General features: G+C 36.6%; 10 protein-coding genes. 6 read left to right on the plus strand and 4 right to left on the minus strand.

Annotated features, from left to right (window positions below):
• Positions 1 to 109: 109 nt before the first annotated feature.
• The 4 genes from AC0UBM_RS08010 to AC0UBM_RS08025 all read right to left on the minus strand — a co-directional run bounded on the left by AC0UBM_RS08010 (position 110) and on the right by AC0UBM_RS08025 (position 8902).
• Positions 110 to 2965, minus strand: a complete 2856-nt coding sequence (locus AC0UBM_RS08010; RefSeq protein ID WP_475688265.1) for an alpha-amylase family glycosyl hydrolase — start codon at positions 2963 to 2965, stop codon at positions 110 to 112.
• A 65-nt stretch (positions 2966 to 3030) separates the two neighbouring features.
• Positions 3031 to 4347: a SusE domain-containing protein gene (locus AC0UBM_RS08015; RefSeq protein ID WP_414036362.1), complete on the minus strand. Its 1317-nt coding sequence runs from the start codon at positions 4345 to 4347 to the stop codon at positions 3031 to 3033.
• A 17-nt stretch (positions 4348 to 4364) separates the two neighbouring features.
• Complete coding sequence (locus AC0UBM_RS08020) at positions 4365 to 5978, minus strand: RagB/SusD family nutrient uptake outer membrane protein (RefSeq protein WP_475688266.1); 1614 nt, start codon at positions 5976 to 5978, stop codon at positions 4365 to 4367.
• Positions 5979 to 5989: 11 nt separating this feature from the next.
• Entirely contained in the window at positions 5990 to 8902 is a 2913-nt protein-coding gene (locus tag AC0UBM_RS08025) for a SusC/RagA family TonB-linked outer membrane protein (protein WP_475688267.1), read from the minus strand.
• A 235-nt stretch (positions 8903 to 9137) separates the two neighbouring features.
• On the opposite strand from AC0UBM_RS08025, the gene AC0UBM_RS08030 reads away from it, so the two are divergent.
• The 6 genes from AC0UBM_RS08030 (at position 9138) to AC0UBM_RS08055 (ending at position 18952) form a co-directional block, all read left to right on the plus strand.
• Positions 9138 to 10178 (plus strand): LacI family DNA-binding transcriptional regulator, encoded by a 1041-nt coding sequence (locus tag AC0UBM_RS08030; RefSeq protein WP_475688268.1) that lies wholly within the window; start codon positions 9138 to 9140, stop codon positions 10176 to 10178.
• Between the two features lie 129 nt (positions 10179 to 10307).
• A complete protein-coding gene (locus AC0UBM_RS08035; protein ID WP_475688269.1) occupies positions 10308 to 11690 on the plus strand; it encodes an MFS transporter in 1383 nt (460 codons plus the stop codon).
• Positions 11687 to 12343, plus strand: coding sequence for a beta-phosphoglucomutase (pgmB, locus tag AC0UBM_RS08040; protein WP_475688270.1), 657 nt, complete (start codon positions 11687 to 11689; stop codon positions 12341 to 12343). Before AC0UBM_RS08035 ends, pgmB begins: the two co-directional genes overlap by 4 nt.
• A 79-nt stretch (positions 12344 to 12422) precedes the next feature.
• A complete protein-coding gene (locus tag AC0UBM_RS08045) occupies positions 12423 to 14717 on the plus strand; it encodes a glycoside hydrolase family 65 protein (protein WP_475688271.1) in 2295 nt (764 codons plus the stop codon).
• Between the two features lie 165 nt (positions 14718 to 14882).
• Positions 14883 to 16997, plus strand: coding sequence for a glycoside hydrolase family 97 protein (locus tag AC0UBM_RS08050; protein WP_475688272.1), 2115 nt, complete (start codon positions 14883 to 14885; stop codon positions 16995 to 16997).
• A 53-nt stretch (positions 16998 to 17050) separates the two neighbouring features.
• Positions 17051 to 18952: a glycoside hydrolase family 13 protein gene (locus AC0UBM_RS08055; protein WP_475688273.1), complete on the plus strand. Its 1902-nt coding sequence runs from the start codon at positions 17051 to 17053 to the stop codon at positions 18950 to 18952.
• The last annotated feature ends 58 nt before the right edge of the window (positions 18953 to 19010 follow it).

Genomic DNA, 19010 nt, shown 5'->3' on the forward strand with positions numbered 1-19010 from the left:
GCTAATGTTATGCTAATACGCCATGTAGGAACCTATTAAAATTAAGATATGAAAAAACGCCTAACATCTGATTTGTGTTAGGCGCTGATTATATTTAAAGATTATCCTTTTAGTATTTTACAAGCTTCACGGTTTGCGTGGTACCTAAACGATCTGAAATGTTTACAAGATATAAACTAGCAGGTAAGTTTGAAATATCGAAGGTGTAATCGTCATTAAATTGCCCTTTAAAACGCGTCATTATTTTTCCTGTAATGTCGTAAATCGTGACTTCAGAAACGGTTTTACTTATCTTGAAATTATTCTGAGCAGGATTTGGATAAATAGCAAAAGATTGTGTTGCTTCAAGATCACCGATACTTAAAGTTTTAGGAAGATTATTTCCGTAAATTTTAAATGTTCCCGGTTGTAAAGTAATCGCGTTAGTTGCAGAAATTGATGTGCTTCCTGTGTCGTCCATTAAATCGTACCAAGTGCCGTTAGTTGGGAAATTTGGGTCTACGGTTTTAGAGGTCGTATCAAAATTAGAGATGATAACAACATCTGTTAAATCTGTAGCTGGCAAATCGGAATTCCAAACACGGATTCTTGGTGTTAAATCTCCAGAAGTGATGGTGTAATCGCCTTCAAAAACAGCTTCGTTAATTTTTAGAGCATTTAAATGCGACCACGTATCGTAAACTGATTTCCTAGCGGTGTTTCCTAACCAATTATCGTCCCATTGCGGTTGAGGTTTTGTAGATAATTTACACGAATCGTCTGAAGACACCGTACCGTCGGTGCAGGTGAAAATAGAGTTATTCATCCCTAATTCGCCAAAGTGCCAAATCATTTTTGGTCCAGGAATAGTAAGGGTAATAGCTCCTAAAGCTTCCATACGCTGTAAAGACGTATTTAAATCTTTTACATTATAAGACCCGCTAGACGCACCGTATTGTAAATTCTTATACATAAGGCGCTCTTCGTCGTGACTTTCGGCATACCCCACAAGACGTTTTGAATCGAATCCGTGTGCTTTGTGGCCCATGCGGTTAAAGTTAGAATCGGACGCATATCCCATTGTTAATTGATTGTAAGGGTCTGTCATTTTTCCCCACATCATAATGCCTTTGCTGTCTTCATCCTTATAATTTGCCCATTGTTGTTCTTCGTTATCCTGACCCAAATGTTCGAAAATTACGTAATGTGAAGCGTCTAAACTCCAAGAATAATCGGCATATTGTTTTAAAATGTCTACACGGTCTTGTTGGTAACTGTTTGTGCAATTGTCGTCGCTAGAAGAGCAATTCTGCGTAAATCCTTTAGTTAAATCCCAACGGAATCCATCGATATTAAATTCAGTTACCCAATGATTCACCACACGCTCTACATAATATTGTGTACGGTCTTGTTGGTGATTAAAATCGGAACCCACACTGTAACTGTGTTTTGCTTCTTCGTTAAAATATGGATTTTCAGAACTTGGGTCTCCCCAGCCGTCGCCATCGGCATCTTTCATCCACATACGCACCATAGGATTTCTTCCGTAGGCGTGGTTTAAAGCGACATCCAGAATCACCGCAATTCCGTTTTTATGACATAAATCGACAAACTCTTTAACCTTGTCTTCGGTGCCGTAAAATTTATCTAAAGCCATATGAAATGCGGTGTTGTAACCCCAACTTTCGTTGCCTTCAAATTCCATAATTGGCATCAGCTGAATCGCATTTACATTCAATCCTTTAAAATAATCGATACGGTCAATCAAGTCTTGAATGTTTCTGTCTTTATCGAAATCACGAATTAAAACTTCGTAAATCACTAAATCTTCTTTTTTAGGTTTTTCGAAATTCGTTACTGTCCAATTATAATCACTTTTACCAGTTTGTAATACGGTAACTTCGCGTTCTTGGCCTGCTGGATATTGTGGTAAATTCGGATAGGTTTCTGAAGAAATTCCTGAATCATCGAAAGGAGATAAAACTAAAGTTGAAAATGGGTCGGCAGTTTTTACCATAATAGGTGAATTGGCAATAGGTGTTTCGTCTATCACCCAATATTGATAGGTTTCAATCTTTTGAGATGTTAGCCCCGTTAATTCTAACCAAAATTTACCTGAACTCGGGTCTTTTTTCATGGCGTAAGCCGACGATGGTTGCCAGTTATTGAAGCTTCCAACCACGTAAACGAAATCTTTTAAGGGTGCATCTAAAACAAGAGTTGCTTTTGAAGCATCGCTGGTATTATAATTAATGCCGTTTTCTAATCCGCTAGGCATCGCTTGCGCAATAGTTCCCGGATTAATTAAGACCGAAAATGATTTTGAAACTGTTTCTGTGCCTTGAGTTACGGTTAACGTATAATTCTGATTTGTTGTAATATTAGAGTGCGTATATGAATACGCAGACGTATTAGTACTTGTATTAATGGTAGAACCATTGCTAGCCAAGCTATAATTTGCATTTCCGTTGGTATTTGAAGCTGTAATGCTGAGGTTACCGCCAGAATTTACAATAGTTGTACTGTGTTCTGAAGGACTATTTAATGTGACTTGAAATGTTCCCACGTTAATGCTAAAGTCGTTGCATCCTGAAGCTTTTAGTTCCTGATTGCCTTCCGAATTTCTAAACACCATTCCCATTTTTGAAGCGGAAGATGCTTGAGCATTGGTTAAGCTGAAATACGTTTTTGGGGTAATAGTAATGCTCCAAATGCCGTTTCCGTTATTGGTCATTTCTCCAATACCATCGTCTTTACCCCAATTACCTACTACATTGTATTCCCATGGATTGGAATCGCTTCCTATTCCAGAATGCATATACACTTTAGAAGGATTGTTAAGCGAATTACAACCGGTTGCAGATGTAATGTCTACTGTTATGGTGACTGCATCGGTGGTGTTAAAAGCACTCGGACTCGTGGTAATCTGAGCAAAACTCAACCAAGATGCTATTATAAATAAGAAAGAAAGTAAGTTTGTTTTCATAATGTTGTTATTGATTAAAAACAAAAATGGCTGTGATTATTACGTCACAGCCATGTGTTTATAAATTAGTTTGCTGAAATTGTGTACATTGGGTTGCTGTCGTCTGATAGGTCTAAAACAATATTATAATTACCAGCAGTAATCGGAATATTTGCGCCACCATCTTCAAGGTTTCCATCGTTTCCATCGTCACCATAGTTAATACCCCAGTCGTTGTTCGCTCTAAATTTCATTTCGCCAGTTGTTAGCGAAACACCATTTATATACCAAACACCTTCTTGTGCATAATCCATACTTAATAAAGTATCTGGACCATCCCAACCATTAGGCGTAGCATCTCCAACTAGTCCCCAAAGTTTTTCAATAGGTTCTAGAGTATAGGTTAGGTCGTTTAGGTTTAAAGTCACTAAATAATTTCCAGCCGTAACAGGAATATTATCGCCTCCATCTTCTAAAGACCCATCGTTTCCTGTATCTCCATAGTTAAACGCCCAGTCGTTATTTCTTCTGAATTTCATTTCACCAGCAGTAAGTGCTACAATAGCTCGCCATTGGTCTGAAGTTGGGTCATAAGTTAAAGGTGTGTCTGGACCGTCCCAACCATTAGGTGTTGCATCTCCAACAAGTCCCCACGTATACGCTTCGATAGCATAAGTTAAGGTGCCTTGATTAAAGGTTACTTTATACGTTCCGGCATCTACCTTTATGTTGTCGCCTCCAGCTTCTAATGTCCCATCGGCTCCAGTGTCTCCGTAATTTACATCCCAGCTGTTGTCTTGTCTAATCTTAAGCTCACCAGTTTTAAGAGTTACGTAAGCTACATAAACATTAGCTTCGCTGGTTTGATAGAAAGGCATATCTGGACCATCCCAACCGTTGACTGTAGCATCTCCAACAAGACCCCAGTTTGTCGATAAGTCTAAAACATTAGCATAGCCAGTAACCGTAAGCGCTTCGATATTAGAAACCGCAGCAACTTGACTAGTACCAACTGTGCTCACCACTTTAACATCTAAAGCGGTTGGCGTATTTGGTTCTATTTCCAGTGTTTGTAGAATGGTATTTAAATTTTCAGTAACGACAGCATACTCTAAAGTATTTCCTGCATCTTTGATTACAGCGTTCTGAAAATTATTCCCAGCAACATCAAAATACACACTGTATTTTGGAATGGCATTATAACCGTAGTCCGGTTCTGTCCAGTTTAAGGTTAAAGCTGTTGCTCCTTCGTTTTCTTTTAAAAGCACAACGTCGCTAGCTGAGGCAGATAATGCTGTTGTGGCCGTTTCGTTTAGTACGGTATCTGCATCGTCTGTGGTACAACTGTATAATGCTAAAGCAACCAACATTATACTCAATATTTTTGAAACTATATTTTTCATATTAGATTGTTTTAGTATTAGTAACCTTGATTTTGTTCTAAGTTCGGATTTATAGAAATCACGTTAGTTGGTAAAGGGAAAATGTCTCTGTAAGACTCTACACCGTTACCAGCACTAGATCCGCCTTTAAAAGGCCATAGATACGTATTTGTTGTAAATAGATTAAAACGAACTAAATCTGTTCTTCTTAAACCTTCCCAGTACAATTCTCTAGAGCGTTCGTTTAAAATGAAGCTTAAAGACATATCAGAAATAGAGATGTTTCCAGAGTTGTTACCATAAGCACGTGCTCTTAATTGATTGATTAAACCTACAGCAGTATTTAAATCTCCACCACCGCCACGAACAGTAGCTTCGGCATAGTTTAAATAAATTTCTGCTAATCTAATTAACGGAATATCTGTATCTGCAAATTCTCCAGAGGTATCGTTAGCTTGGCTTCCGTCTCCATTAACGTTGCTAAATTTAGTTACAGCATAACCATCTGTAAAGGTATTTGCAATGGTTGTGATTTCGTATTCTTGTCCGTCGGTGTAAAACATCGCACGATTATCTGCCCAAGCTGTCGGATTTCCATCGCCATCGCGACCTGTTATAGCGCTATCAAATTTACTAACTAAAGCTTTTGTAGTTCTAAGTCCTGCCCAACCTCCGTTTACTCCAGAAGCAAGCGGGTCCATACTACCACCAATAGAAGCGTGAATTAAGAAGGTCGTTCCGCCATAAGTGGTAGACTGTACACCATCGAAATTTGCTGTAAAGATGAATTCGTTTTGAGAACCATTACGATTATTGTCTGCTGCGAATAATTCATCGTAAGCAGAACCGTTTCCGTTAAGATCTGTAGTATTTAAACTGTATGAAGAGTTTATTACATTGTTAGAATACGTAATACAGCTCGCGTATTTGTCTTCTCCAATCCAAGATTCGGCATTTAAATACAAACGCGATAATAAGGCCCAAGCAGCAACTTTATCTACACGCCCATATTCGTTACTATCTGCTAATAGATCCTGAATTTCTAAAAGTTCAGATTCTACAAAAGTGAATAATTCTGTTCTTCCACTTTGTGTTGGTAATTCCGTAGATACTTCTGTTGTTAACGGAACATTTGCATATAAGTCTATAAGATTATAGTAAGCAAAAGCTCTTAAAAAACGCGCTTCAGCAATAAAAGTTTGTGCTTCAGAATCTTCTAAATTTGATGCATTACTAATAAATGAGTTACAGAAAGAAACTTCTTGTCCTAAACGGTAATACATCGCTTCTGTAAAATCGTTACTAGAAGACCAAGTTAAGTTGTGTAAATCTGGTACTCCAGCATCTCCCCATCCAACTACAGAGTGATCTGTGGTTAATTCGTTTAGATAGAAAAGTAATCTGGTATATTGCGAAGCTCCTTCGTCTATACCCGAAATATCGCCTTGACCAGCAGGTCCTTCTTGTCCTGTTAATGCTAAACTAGCATATAGTTTTGCCAAGGCACTTTTTGCTTCGTCTATGTTGGCAAAAACATCCTGTTCTGTAAAACTATCTGGATCGGTAGGTAATTGGTCTAAATCGTCGTGACATGACACTACAGCGAGCGTTAGCGCCAAACCTAATGTTAATTTATTTAATATATTTCTCATGAATTTTTTTATTAAAAGTCAATATTTACACCTAATACATATGTTCTTGGTCTTGGATAGAAGTTGTTGTCTATTCCACCATAAACTTCAGGGTCTAAACCATTGTAATCTGTTGCGATTAAAACGTTTTGAACAGATCCGTAAAAACGGAATGTTGCATCCTTAAAGGCGTTATCTAAAGTGTAACCTAAAGTGATATTGTCTATTTTAAAGAATGACGCATCTTTAATATAATGATCACTTAACAACCCGTTGTCTGTAAATTTTTGGAATCCAGTTTCGTAGTAATCTGTATGCAGATTGGTTAATATACCGTTTTCGGTAGCTCTATTTAAGGTTCCAGCACGAGACGCGACATTGTCGTAAATATAATTCCCAATATTGGCGCGAGTCACCACGGCAAAGTCCCATTTTTTATAACTTAAATTGGTGCTTAATCCCATAGTAATATCTGCATACGGATCGTGATTAATGTATTTGTCTTCTTCGTTAATAACGTTGTCGTTATTTCTGTCTACGTAAGCACCTTCGATTGGTTTTCCGTTACTATCGTACACTTGTTCGAATACTAAGAAGCTAAAAGGAGCTTCTCCTTTAATATGAGTTTGTACCGTGTTTCCTGTTCCTCCTGTAATACCACCAACAAATTGCTGATCTGGTAAGTTTGTGATTTCATTGTCGTTTAAAGCAATGTTATAGTTTAAACTCCATTCGAAATCGTCTGTTCTTACAGGAATAAGGTTTAAGTTAAACTCGATACCCTTATTTTCCATGTCACCAATGTTTGCTTCAATTTGGTTTCCGAAGTTTGTAAAAGGGTCGATAAAAGAGTTACTAATTAAATCTTTAGTTTTCTTAGAATACACGTTTACAGATCCAGAAATTCTTCGGTCTAAGAATGCATAGTCTATTCCAATATTGAAAGTTTGCCCAACTTCCCAACGTAAATCCTCGTTTATTGGTGAAGGTCTGTAGGTTTGGTAATAACTGTTTCCAAACTGATATCCAGCTGTTGCTGTACTACCATCGTAACGTGTTAAGAATTGGTAATCATTTAAACCATTTACGTTTCCAACTTCTCCGTAACCTACTCTTAGCTTTAATTCATTAAAGGCAGAATCTTCTAAGAATGATTCTTTATGAATATTCCAAGCCGCGGCAACAGAAGGGAAGTATCCCCAACGATCGTCTGGATTTAATTTTGAAGATGCATCGGCTCTTAAACTTGCGGTAAGCAGATATTTCTCGTTATAGCTGTAATTTACACGTCCAAAGTAAGAAAGTAATACACTTTTAGAGCTGTCTAAAAATTCGAATTCTAATCCGTCTTCTTCATTTTCACTATTATAACTTGTGTTTTCAAATTCAAAAGACTGATATGAGTAACCCAATACAGCTGTAAAGTTATGAATGTCTTCGAAATCCTTTGCGTAAGTTAGGTAAGCATCGAATAATTTATTTGTAGCCTCTTGCGTAAAACTTGTTCTAGAACCGTTCCAAGTTTCGTCTGCTGTAGGAATTAAGTCTGATGTTACTTTTCTTCCATGACTATTCTGTTTGTCTATACCAATGTTTACTGTAGCGGTTAAATCTTCAAAAAAGTGTAAGTTGTAATCTACTTTAGCATTTCCCACTAAACGTCGTACTTCAGACGTATCGTCTACCAAGTCAATTAAAGCTATAGGGTTTGTAGGGGCTAAACTTGGTTTGTTTCCTGTATTAGGATCTATCCAAGAATAGTAACCTCCATATTTAGAGTTTTCATCGTAAACTGGTTTTGTAGGATCGAAATCGATTGCAGCGCCAATGGCATCTCTATTTGCGAATGTATTTTCGGTATACATCCCACGAACATTTAAATCTAATTTTAAGTGATCGTCCAATAAACTTGGTTTAAGATTTAAAGATCCTGTGGTTCTAGATAAATTGTCGTTTATAAGAATACCATCTTGGTCTGTGTAACCTATAGATGCTCTTACGGGTACGCCAAAAGCATTACCTAAAGCACTAAAAGAATGATCTGATCCATAGGCATTTGTGTAAATTTGATCTTGCCAGTTGGTGTTGTCATTCCCTAATAAAGCAATATTTTCTGCTGTTCCAGTCTCGTTAATTAACGCTGTAAACTGGTCTGCAGACATAACATCTACTTGGTTAAAAGGTGTTGAAACGGTAGCCGAACTGTTTAAACTAAATTTAAATCCAGAATCTTTTCCTTTTTTAGTCGTGATTAAAATAACACCATTAGCCGCACGAGATCCGTAGATCGCTGTTGCAGAGGCATCTTTTAAAACCACCATACTTTCGATGTCGTTTGGATTAATAAAGTTTAACGGGTTTCTAGAACCACCAACACTTCCTTTATCTATAGGAAATCCGTCAATAACGTAAAGCGGTGTTCTCTCTAAAGATAAAGATCCTTGACCTCTTATAATAATGTTTTGGCCTTCTCCAGGAGCACCTCCACCAGAAGTTACAGATACACCTGCTACTTTTCCGCTAATTAATTGCTGTGGCGATAACACAGGACCTTCATTAAAGTCGTCTGCATTTACCATGTCTACAGCACCGGTTAAATCTTCCTTCTTAACGCTACCATACCCAATAACCACCACTTCGTCTAACTCGGCAGCATTTTCTGCTAGTTTAATGTTAAGTGTGCTTTGGCCAGTATAGGTTATATCTCTTGAAGTATACCCTAGGTAGGAAAATTCTAAAATGTCGCCATTACTAACTGAAAGCGTATAATTTCCATCGAAATCTGTAGCTGTTCCAGTTGTTGTTCCTTTAACAATAATATTTACACCAGGTATGGGTAAATTTGATGTTTCTTCGGAAACTTTTCCTGTGACCGTCTGTTGCGCCAATACCAAGGCTGGAGCAAAAAACAGTGCCAGTAATAAACTGTTTAAAATTGTTTTCATACAATGTGAATTAATTTAAATCTGATTAGGTTTGTTTGTTTGTTTTGTATTCTTACTTCTCGAGATTAAAATTATGTAAATTTTATGTTAACATCGTTTTTCTGTTTACGAAATTCTTAACGTAAACGTTTTCGTGTTAGTAACTTTTTGTGTTTTTGCAAAAAATTCAGTGAAACGGTGTTAAATATTGAAAAATGACAAGGTTGTAGTATATTTGTAATTAAATGTATAAGTAATGAAAAAGAAAGTCACCTTAAAACAAATAGCGAAAGAATTAGATGTGTCTATTGCTACAGTTTCTAAAGCATTGCGAAACAGTAAAGAGATTAGTGAAGATACAAGAGAGAAGGTTAAGGCCTTTGCTAAATTGTATAATTACAGACCTAATAATATTGCGTTAAGTTTAAAGAATAGGAAGACTAAAACCATAGGAATCATCATTCCTGAAATAGTGCACCATTTTTTCTCGAAAGTCATTCAAGGCATAGAGGAGGTTGCCAATAAAAAAGGGTATAATGTTATTATTGGGTTGTCTAATGAGTCTTTTGATAAGGAGGTGATTAACATGGAAATGCTTGCTAATGGTAGTATTGACGGGTTTATTTTATCGATGTCTAAGCAAACCTTGTTAAGGCAAGATTATCATCATTTTAATGAAACGATTAGTCAAGGGATGCCAATAGTTATGTTTGATCGTGTGGTTAATGAAATAAATTGTGATAAGGTTGTTGTAGACGACTTAAAAGGAGCTAAAAAAGCAGTCGAGAAACTAATAGAAAATCAATGTAAAAACATCGCTATAATTACTACCAAAGACTATATTAGTGTAGGGCGTTTACGTACTCAAGGCTATATTGAAGCGCTAAATGAACATAATATTGAAACCCAATCGGAATTAATTTTAAAGGTCGATGATAAGTTGGTTTCCGAAGATTATATTGAAGTTCTAGAACAAGAACTTATGACCTTATTTTTAGATAACCCAAACATAGATGGTGTTTTTGCTGTAAACGAATTGTATGCGATCACAGTGATGAAAGTGGCAAGAAAGCTCGGTAAAAGAATTCCAGAAGATCTTCAAGTAATTGGTTTCACGGACGGTGTTTTATCCCGTCACTCCACACCAACGCTTACAACTGTTTGTCAGCATGGTAAGAAAATAGGTGCGGTTGCTGCCGAATTATTAATAGAGAAATTAGAGAACGAGTCTGAGTACGAGTATTTTAAATCGGTTGTAATCGAGACCGAATTAAAAGAACGAGAGTCTACTAAATAAAATTTAACATAGGCTAATTTAAAATATTTTGTATATTAGCCCCGCAATCAAAACTTGTATTTTTACTTCTCACAATAAGTTTTGATAAGTTTTTCGCTTGTCAATGGTATTCATTTAAATATACTATTAATGAAAAAGCGTGCCCTCAATTTCTGGGAAATTTGGAACATGAGTTTCGGTTTTCTAGGAATACAATTCGGATTTGCATTACAAGGAGGCTTTATGTCTCGAATATTTCAAACACTAGGTGCAGACAAGGAAGCGATTCCGTTGTTATGGATAGCAGCACCTTTAACGGGTTTATTAATTCAGCCCATTATAGGGTATATGAGCGATCGTACTTGGAGCCCGCGTTGGGGAAGACGAAAGCCCTACTTTCTTATCGGAGCTGTTTTAAGCTCTATAGCCTTATTAATTGTACCGCATTCTCCTGTCTTATGGGTGGCTGCAGGTTTTTTATGGATTTTAGATGCATCTATTAATGTCTCTATGGAACCCTTTCGTGCCTTAGTCGCCGATAAATTGCCCGATTCTCAACGGTCATATGGTTTCGTAGTACAAACTTTAATTATTGGTATTGGTACTTGGGTCGCAAGTAATTTACCCTGGATGGTGTCTCAGCTAGGTGTTAGCGATGCGGCACCTATGGGTGTTGTGCCTATGTCGGTTAAAGTCGCTTTTGGTATTGGTGCTGTGGTGTTTTTAGTCAGTATCTTATATACCGTGTTTACCACTTCAGAATATCCGCCAGAAGATATGGAAGCTTTCGAACAAGAGAAGGCTAAGAAAAATTCGTTTATTTCAGATATTATAAATAATATAGGGAACATGCCTACCACGATGAAAAAACTAGGGCTGATTCAGTTTTTTAGTTGGTTCGCTTTTTTTACCATGTGGAGTTTAGCCAATCCAGCACTAACAGAGCACATCTATCATACACCCGCGCCAATAGAAGCGGCTTACGATTTAAGCATTCCAGCTCAAGCCGAAGCATTTGATGTAGTGAATACGGCATTTCAAAAATCTTCAAATTTAGTGGGGTCTTCTATGGGAGTTTATGGATTGTCTTCAATGGTTTTTGCTTTAGTCTTGGCTTTTTACACCTCTAAAAAACGAATTAATCGTAAATATGTGCATATGGGATCGCTGTTTTTAGGCGGTTTAGGATTTTTATCCATGTATTTTATTCCCGCACCAGAATTTTTAAAATACTCATTTATACTTGTCGGTATTGCTTGGGGTAGCATCCTATCCATGCCATATGCCATGCTATCGAGTGCCGTAGATCCAAAGAAAATGGGAGTTATTATGGGGATTTTTAACATGTTTATTGTTATCCCACAAATTATTGCTGCAATAGGTGGAATTAACTTTGTGTCTAGTTTATTAGGCGAAGAAACTATTAATGCCATGTTGGTGGCAGGTTTAAGTCTCATTATTGCAGGATTTTGTAACTTGTTAATCACAGATAAAAATGCGATCTCGTATCAACCAGAATTAGAAAACGTATGAAAAGAAAAGGATTTATATTCGATTTAGACGGTGTTATTGTAGACACCGCAAAGTATCATTTTTTAGCATGGAAAAATCTTGCTAATAGTTTAGGATTCGATTTTACCGAAATTCAAAACGAACAGCTTAAAGGCGTGAGCAGAGTCGAATCGCTAAAAAAAATCTTGGCTTGGGGAGAAACTACGGTTTCAGAAGAAAAGTTTCAAGAGTTAATGACTTTAAAAAATACCGAATATTTAGAGTTTATAAATAAAATGGACGATTCCGAGATTCTTCCAGATGTGCCTCGTATGCTCGATTATTTAAAAGACAACAACCAAGGCGTATCTTTAGGTTCGGCAAGTAAAAACGCAAGAATTATATTAGAGAAAGTAAACATCTTATCTAAGTTTGAAGCCATTGTAGATGGGAACGATGTTTCTAAAGCAAAGCCAGACCCAGAAGTGTTTTTAAACGCGGCCACAGCTATAAATGTAAAACCTGAAGACTGTATCGTTTTTGAAGATTCTGTTGCAGGCGTACAAGCTGCAAATGCGGCACATATGATTTCGATTGGTATTGGTAGTCAAGACGTGTTATATGAAGCCGATTATATTTTTAACGACTTCACTGAGATTTCAACAGAATTTATAAATAAATTAATTAACAACTAGAATACCCTAAAGCGGCGCATAAACTGAATGATTCTTCTTCAGTATATAAATCGCGGTATTTTATTATCTTAAATAAAAAATGAATCAAGATTATATTAAACCAGACAATTGGTCGATTATTGAAGAAGGATTTGATGTAGAACGCGTTAAATCGTCAGAAAGTTTATTTAGTATTGGTAATGGTGCCATGGGGCAACGTGCTAATTTTGAAGAGTACTATTCTGGGCCAACATTTCAAGGAAGTTATATCGCTGGTGTGTATTATCCAGATAAAACACGTGTAGGTTGGTGGAAAAATGGCTATCCAGAATATTTTGCTAAAGTATTAAATGCTCCAAGTTGGATTGGTATTAATGTATTCGTAAACGGAAATCCTTTAGATTTATTAAGATGTAAGCACGTTTCAGATTTTAAACGTGAATTAAATATGAAAGAAGGTTGGTTGTCACGTTCTTTTGAAGCCACCTTGCCAAACGACATGCAAATTCGTGTAGAAACGAAACGTTTCTTAAGCATAGAATTAGATGAGGTTGGGGCTATTTCTTATAACGTTACGCCATTAAGTGGTGATGCAGAAATTACCTTCGAGCCGTATTTAGATTCTGGAATTACAAATGAAGATACTAACTGGGACGATAAGTTTTGGGAAACCACTGCCGTAACTCAAGATGGTAACATGGCATTTATAGAAGCTCATACCATGAAAACGGAGTTTAAAACGTGTACGTTTATGACTTCGGAATACTTCTTAGACGGAATAAAATTAGATGCTAAAGAAGAGACTTCGCATACCGATAGACGTATTATGTTTAAGTATAACTCTTCGGTAAAACAAAATCAGACTTTTTCTATTCATAAATATGGTGGTTACACAGTAGATCGTAATCACGAAGCATCGCAACTGGTCTTAGCGGCAAAAACAGTTCTAAGTAAAGCCGTTAGTCTAGGCTTTCAACATTTGTTAGTACAGCAAGAATTAGCTTGGGCTAAAATTTGGGACATGGCAGATATTACTATTTCTGGAGATGTTAAGGCACAACAAGGCATCCGATTTAACATTATGCAATTAAATCATACTTATTTAGGAAAAGATGCACGTTTAAATATCGGTCCAAAAGGATTTACAGGCGAGAAATACGGCGGAAGTACATATTGGGATACCGAAGCCTATTGTATTCCGTTTTATATGGCGACCAAAGATCAGAAAGTGGCGCGTAATTTATTAGAATACCGTTATCATCATTTAGATCGGGCTATCGAAAATGCCGGGAAATTAGGATTTACAAACGGAGCAGCCTTATATCCAATGGTAACCATGAATGGTGAAGAATGTCATAACGAATGGGAGATAACTTTCGAAGAAATTCATAGAAACGGTGCAATCGCATTTGCTATTTTTAACTACTACCGCTACACAAACGACTACAGCTATATTCCAGAAAAAGGATTAGAAGTTTTAATCGGTATTGCGCGTTTTTGGCAACAGCGTGCTACGCTATCTGCAGCACACGATAAATACGTTATTCTTGGTGTTACTGGTCCGAATGAATACGAAAACAACGTCAATAATAATTTCTACACCAATTATATTGCAAAGTGGTGCATCGATTATGCGATAGAAAATATTAAGAAAGTTGCTAAAGACTACGAAGACGATTTTAGTAGAATTCAGGATAAAGTAAACCTGTCTCCAGAAGAATTAGAAAAATGGAAAGCTGTAGCTGGTAATATGTATTTACCATTCTCAGAAAAATATAATGTGTACTTACAGCAAGACGGGTTCTTAGACAAAGAATTAATTACGGTAGCCGACTTAGATAAAGCCTCGCGACCAATTAATCAAAAATGGTCTTGGGACCGTATTTTACGTTCACCTTATATTAAACAAGCCGATACGTTACAAGGGTTCTACTTTTTCGAAGATCATTTTACTACTGAAGAATTAGAACGTCATTTCGATTTTTACGAGCCATTTACGGTTCACGAAAGTTCATTGTCACCTTGTGTACACAGTATTCAGGCGGCTAAATTAGACCGTATGGATCAGGCGTACGAGTTTTATTTACGTACGTCGCGTTTAGATTTAGACGACTATAATAAAGAAGTAGAAGAAGGACTGCACATTACCTCTATGGCAGGAACCTGGATGAGTATTGTTGAAGGTTTTGGAGGCATGCGAATTAAAGATAATATGTTGTCTTTCGAGCCTAAAATTCCACAGCAATGGGAAGGCTATTCGTTTAAAGTGAATTTTAGAAATCAGGTTGTAAAAGTAAAAGTGACTCAAAAAGGCGCTGAATTTAAACTTGAAAAAGGAAACGAATTAGAAATACTCGCTAATAATAAAAAGATAGTACTTCAGTTAGAAGATTAAAGAAATAAGGAAAGTGCATTTTGATGATAGAGGTGTTTAATTCTTGTTATAGTGGTTTTTAATAACGCGCATATTCAGAATTAAATACAGGTTAAAATGCACTTGCCCTTAAAAGAGTAAGACTTGCTGTTTTGTAGTTGAAAAATAAATTTGAAATACAGATTAATGAAAAATATCATGCCCTATTTAATTGTTTTATTTGCGTCTATGCATTTAGCTCATGCACAAGAATTAAAATCGCCTAGTGGTGACTTAACCATGCATTTTGAGCTTCTTGAAAACGGAACTCCAACGTATAAATTAGCTTATAAAAATAAGGAGGTTATAAAAACGAGTCGATTAGGATTAGAATTAAAAGACGATGAAAAATCTTTATTAAACGATTTTAAAATCACAGATACAGAAACGGCGACTTTTAACGCGTCATGGACTCCGGTTTGGGGCGAAGTAAAAACCATTCAAAATCATTATAATGAGTTGGCTGTAACCTTAACCCAAGAAGATACAGAACGCGTAGTTATTATTCGTTTTCGTTTGTTTGACGAAGGTTTAGGGTTTCGTTACGAATTTCCCGAACAAAAAAACTTAGTGTATTTTACAATTAAAGAAGAGCGTACACAATTTGCCATGGCAGGCGACCATACTGCGTTTTGGATTCCAGGCGATTACGATACTCAGGAATACGATTATACCGAATCTAAATTGTCTGAAATTCGCGGGTATTCTGAAGGTGCAGTAACTGCAAACTTATCGCAAACCTCTTTTTCTCCAACAGGTGTGCAAACCGCGTTAATTATGAAAACTAACGACGGTCTATACATAAACTTGCATGAAGCTGCTTTAATAAATTACTCTTGCATGCATCTTAATTTAGATGATGAAAACCTAATATTCGAGTCTTGGTTAACACCAGATTCTAACGGCGATAAAGGTTATATTCAAGCGCCGGCAACATCGCCATGGAGAACGGTTATGGTAAGTGATGATGCACGTGATATTCTGGCATCAAAAATAACTTACAATCTAAACGAGCCTTGTGCGATTGAAGATACATCGTGGATTAAGCCAGTAAAATACGTAGGTGTTTGGTGGGAAATGATTACCGGAAAGGGATCTTGGCATTATACAGATGATTTGCCATCGGTTCAATTAGGAGTTACAGACTATTCTAAAGTATCTCCAAATAAAACACATTCGGCAAATACCGAAAATGTAAAAAAATATATTGATTTCGCCGCCGAGCATGGTTTTGATGCTGTTTTAGTAGAAGGCTGGAACGAAGGTTGGGAAGATTGGTTCGGACATTCTAAAGATTATGTTTTCGACTTTGTAACACCTTATCCTGATTTTGATGTGGAAGGTATTCATGCCTACGCGAAATCTAAAGGTGTAGAGATGATGATGCATCATGAGACCTCGGCTTCTGTTCGTAATTACGAGCGCCACATGGATGAAGCGTATCAGTTTATGAATGCGCACGGTTATAAATCTGTAAAAAGTGGTTATGTAGGCGATATTTTACCACGTGGTGAAAATCATTACAATCAATGGATTGTAAACCATTATCAGTATGCACTCGAAAAGGCGGCAGACTATAAAATTATGGTCAATGCTCACGAAGCGGTAAGACCAACAGGTGTTGCTAGAACATATCCTAATTTAATAGGTAACGAATCTGCTCGAGGCACCGAATATCAAGCTTTTGGAGGTTCTAAGCCAAATCACGTCACCATTTTGCCATTTACAAGATTAATAGGAGGTCCTATGGATTATACCCCTGGAATTTTCGAAATGGATATTAGTAAATTTAGTCCTAACAACAACTCGCATGTAAATAGTACAATCGCTAATCAGTTGGCATTGTATGTTACCATGTACAGTCCGTTGCAAATGGCAGCAGATTTTCCAGAACATTACGAACAGTTTATGGATGCCTTTCAGTTTATAAAAGATGTCGCTATAGATTGGGACGACAGTATTTATTTAGAAGCAGAACCAGGACATTATATTACTGTGGCTAGAAAAGAAAAAGGGAGTAGTAATTGGTTTGTAGGGAATGTTAACGGAAATACTAAAAGAACATCTAAAATCAGTTTAGATTTCTTAGATAAAGATAAAACGTACAACGCAGTAATCTATGCCGATGCTAAAGATGCCGATTATAAAACCAACCCTCAGGCTTATAAGATTACAAAACAAAAGGTGAATTACAAGACAAAATTATCTCAAATTTCTGTTGCAGGAGGTGGTTATGCTATTAGTATTTTGGAAGTGAAATAAGACATTTAATTATTTCGGAGTACTGTTTTTTTATACTAAAAAAGTGTATAGTTATGCGTAAATTATCTAAAGGATTAGTAAACAACAAGCAAATTATTTTTTCTATGGTATTACTGTTTTTTAGCCTGAATTTAAGTGCACAAATTACACATGTGGAACCGCCAAATTGGTGGATAGGTTTCAAAAATTCAGAATTGCAATTGCTTGTAAATAGTTCTGAAATAGGAAACGCTATTCCCGAAATTAACTATCCTGGTGTCTCCATTTCTGAAGTGCACCAAGCTCATAGTCCGAATTATTTATTTATCGATTTAAAAATTGATGCTTTAACGGTGCCAGGAACATTCGATATCGTGTTTCGTAAAGCCGATGGTACCTCGTTTAAATATGAATACGAATTAAAAGCTCGTCCTAAAAACCCTGAAGATTATATTGGTTTTAATAGTTCAGATGCGATGTATTTAATTACACCAGACCGGTTTTCTAACGGGAATATTAAAAATGACGTCGATACCGATTTAAGGGAACAAAAAATAGATAGAAGCGATAATTATGCAAGACACGGTGGCGATATTCGTGGTATTATAAATCATTTAGATTATATAGATAATTTAGGATTTACAGCGATTTGGCCAACACCTATGCTAACAAATGATATGAATTCGTCTTCGTATCACGGATATGCCATGACCGATTTTTATGAAGTGGACCCGCGTTTTGGAACACTTCAAGATTATAAAGAATTGGCTCGAAAAATGGATGCTCAAGGTTTAAAACTTATCATGGATATGGTGGCGAACCATTGCGGAAGTGAACATTGGTGGATGAAAGATTTGCCTTTCACAGATTGGGTGAATCAGCAAGAAACTTTTGAAACCTCTGGAACACTGCGTAATTCGAATCACCGACGCACTACAAATCAAGATACCTATGCTTCAAAAGTCGATAAAAAAGATATGGTCGAAGGCTGGTTTGTGCCATCAATGCCCGATTTAAATCAGAGAAATCCATTTATGGCGAAGTATATTATTCAGAATAATATATGGTGGATAGAAACTTTGGGACTCGCAGGTATTCGTCAAGATACCTATCCGTATTCCGACAAATCATTTATGAGTACTTGGGCTTCAACAATAATGTCAGAATACCCGAATTTTAATATTGTTGGTGAAGAGTGGAGTACTAATCCGTTATTGGTAAGATACTGGCAAGCCGGAACACCTAATAAAGAAGGTTACGAATCGCATTTAAAATCGACTATGGATTTTCCGATGCAACAAAATATAATAAGCGCCTTAAATGAAAATGAAGATTGGGCGACTGGTTTTGTAAAAATGTACGAAGGTTTGGCAATGGATTTTGCTTATACAACTCCTCAAGATATTTTAATTTTTACAGACAATCACGATATGGACCGTGTGTTTACTCAGCTTCATGAAAATATTGCTAATACTAAAATGGCGTTGAGCTATGTTTTTCTCGTGCCACGCATAGTGCAAATGTATTATGGTACAGAAATTTTAATGCAAAACACGGCACAACCAGACGACCATGGTTTAATTCGGTCCGATTTTCCTGGTGGCTGGCAAGACGATGCTGTAAATGCGTTTACCGGTTCAGGTTTGTCCGAAAGCCAAGCCGATATGCAAGATTTTGTCTCGAAGATTTTAAATTATAGAAAAAAGAGCAAGGCCATTCATATTGGTAAAACTGTTCATTTTGCTCCAGAAAATGGAATTTACGTCTTGTGTAGAGTTCATGGTGACGAAACGGTTGTACTTATTTTAAACAAAAATGAAGATGCTAAAGAATTAGATTTAACACGCTTTAAGGAATTGAATTTAGAAGGTAAAACCCTTAAAAATGTAGTTACGGGAGCAACTGTAACTTGGGCAACACAGTTAAAAATTGCTGAAAAAGGTCCACTTTTATTAACCACAAAAAATGAATTATGACACAGTTTTTTTTAATGGTTTTAGGCGTTAGCGGTTAATTTTAATACGCAACAGTATT

The sequence above is a fragment of the Formosa sp. F44 genome (assembly GCF_056238645.1).

Excerpts from the sequence above, each read along its gene's own strand:
- AC0UBM_RS08010 (WP_475688265.1), bottom strand. The coding sequence starts at position 2,965 with ATGAAAACAAACTTACTTTCTTTCTTATTTATAATAGCATCTTGGTTG.
- AC0UBM_RS08015 (WP_414036362.1), bottom strand. The coding sequence starts at position 4,347 with ATGAAAAATATAGTTTCAAAAATATTGAGTATAATGTTGGTTGCTTTA.
- AC0UBM_RS08020 (WP_475688266.1), bottom strand. The coding sequence starts at position 5,978 with ATGAGAAATATATTAAATAAATTAACATTAGGTTTGGCGCTAACGCTC.
- AC0UBM_RS08025 (WP_475688267.1), bottom strand. The coding sequence starts at position 8,902 with ATGAAAACAATTTTAAACAGTTTATTACTGGCACTGTTTTTTGCTCCA.
- AC0UBM_RS08030 (WP_475688268.1), top strand. The coding sequence starts at position 9,138 with ATGAAAAAGAAAGTCACCTTAAAACAAATAGCGAAAGAATTAGATGTG.
- AC0UBM_RS08035 (WP_475688269.1), top strand. The coding sequence starts at position 10,308 with ATGAAAAAGCGTGCCCTCAATTTCTGGGAAATTTGGAACATGAGTTTC.
- pgmB (WP_475688270.1), top strand. The coding sequence starts at position 11,687 with ATGAAAAGAAAAGGATTTATATTCGATTTAGACGGTGTTATTGTAGAC.
- AC0UBM_RS08045 (WP_475688271.1), top strand. The coding sequence starts at position 12,423 with ATGAATCAAGATTATATTAAACCAGACAATTGGTCGATTATTGAAGAA.
- AC0UBM_RS08050 (WP_475688272.1), top strand. The coding sequence starts at position 14,883 with ATGAAAAATATCATGCCCTATTTAATTGTTTTATTTGCGTCTATGCAT.
- AC0UBM_RS08055 (WP_475688273.1), top strand. The coding sequence starts at position 17,051 with ATGCGTAAATTATCTAAAGGATTAGTAAACAACAAGCAAATTATTTTT.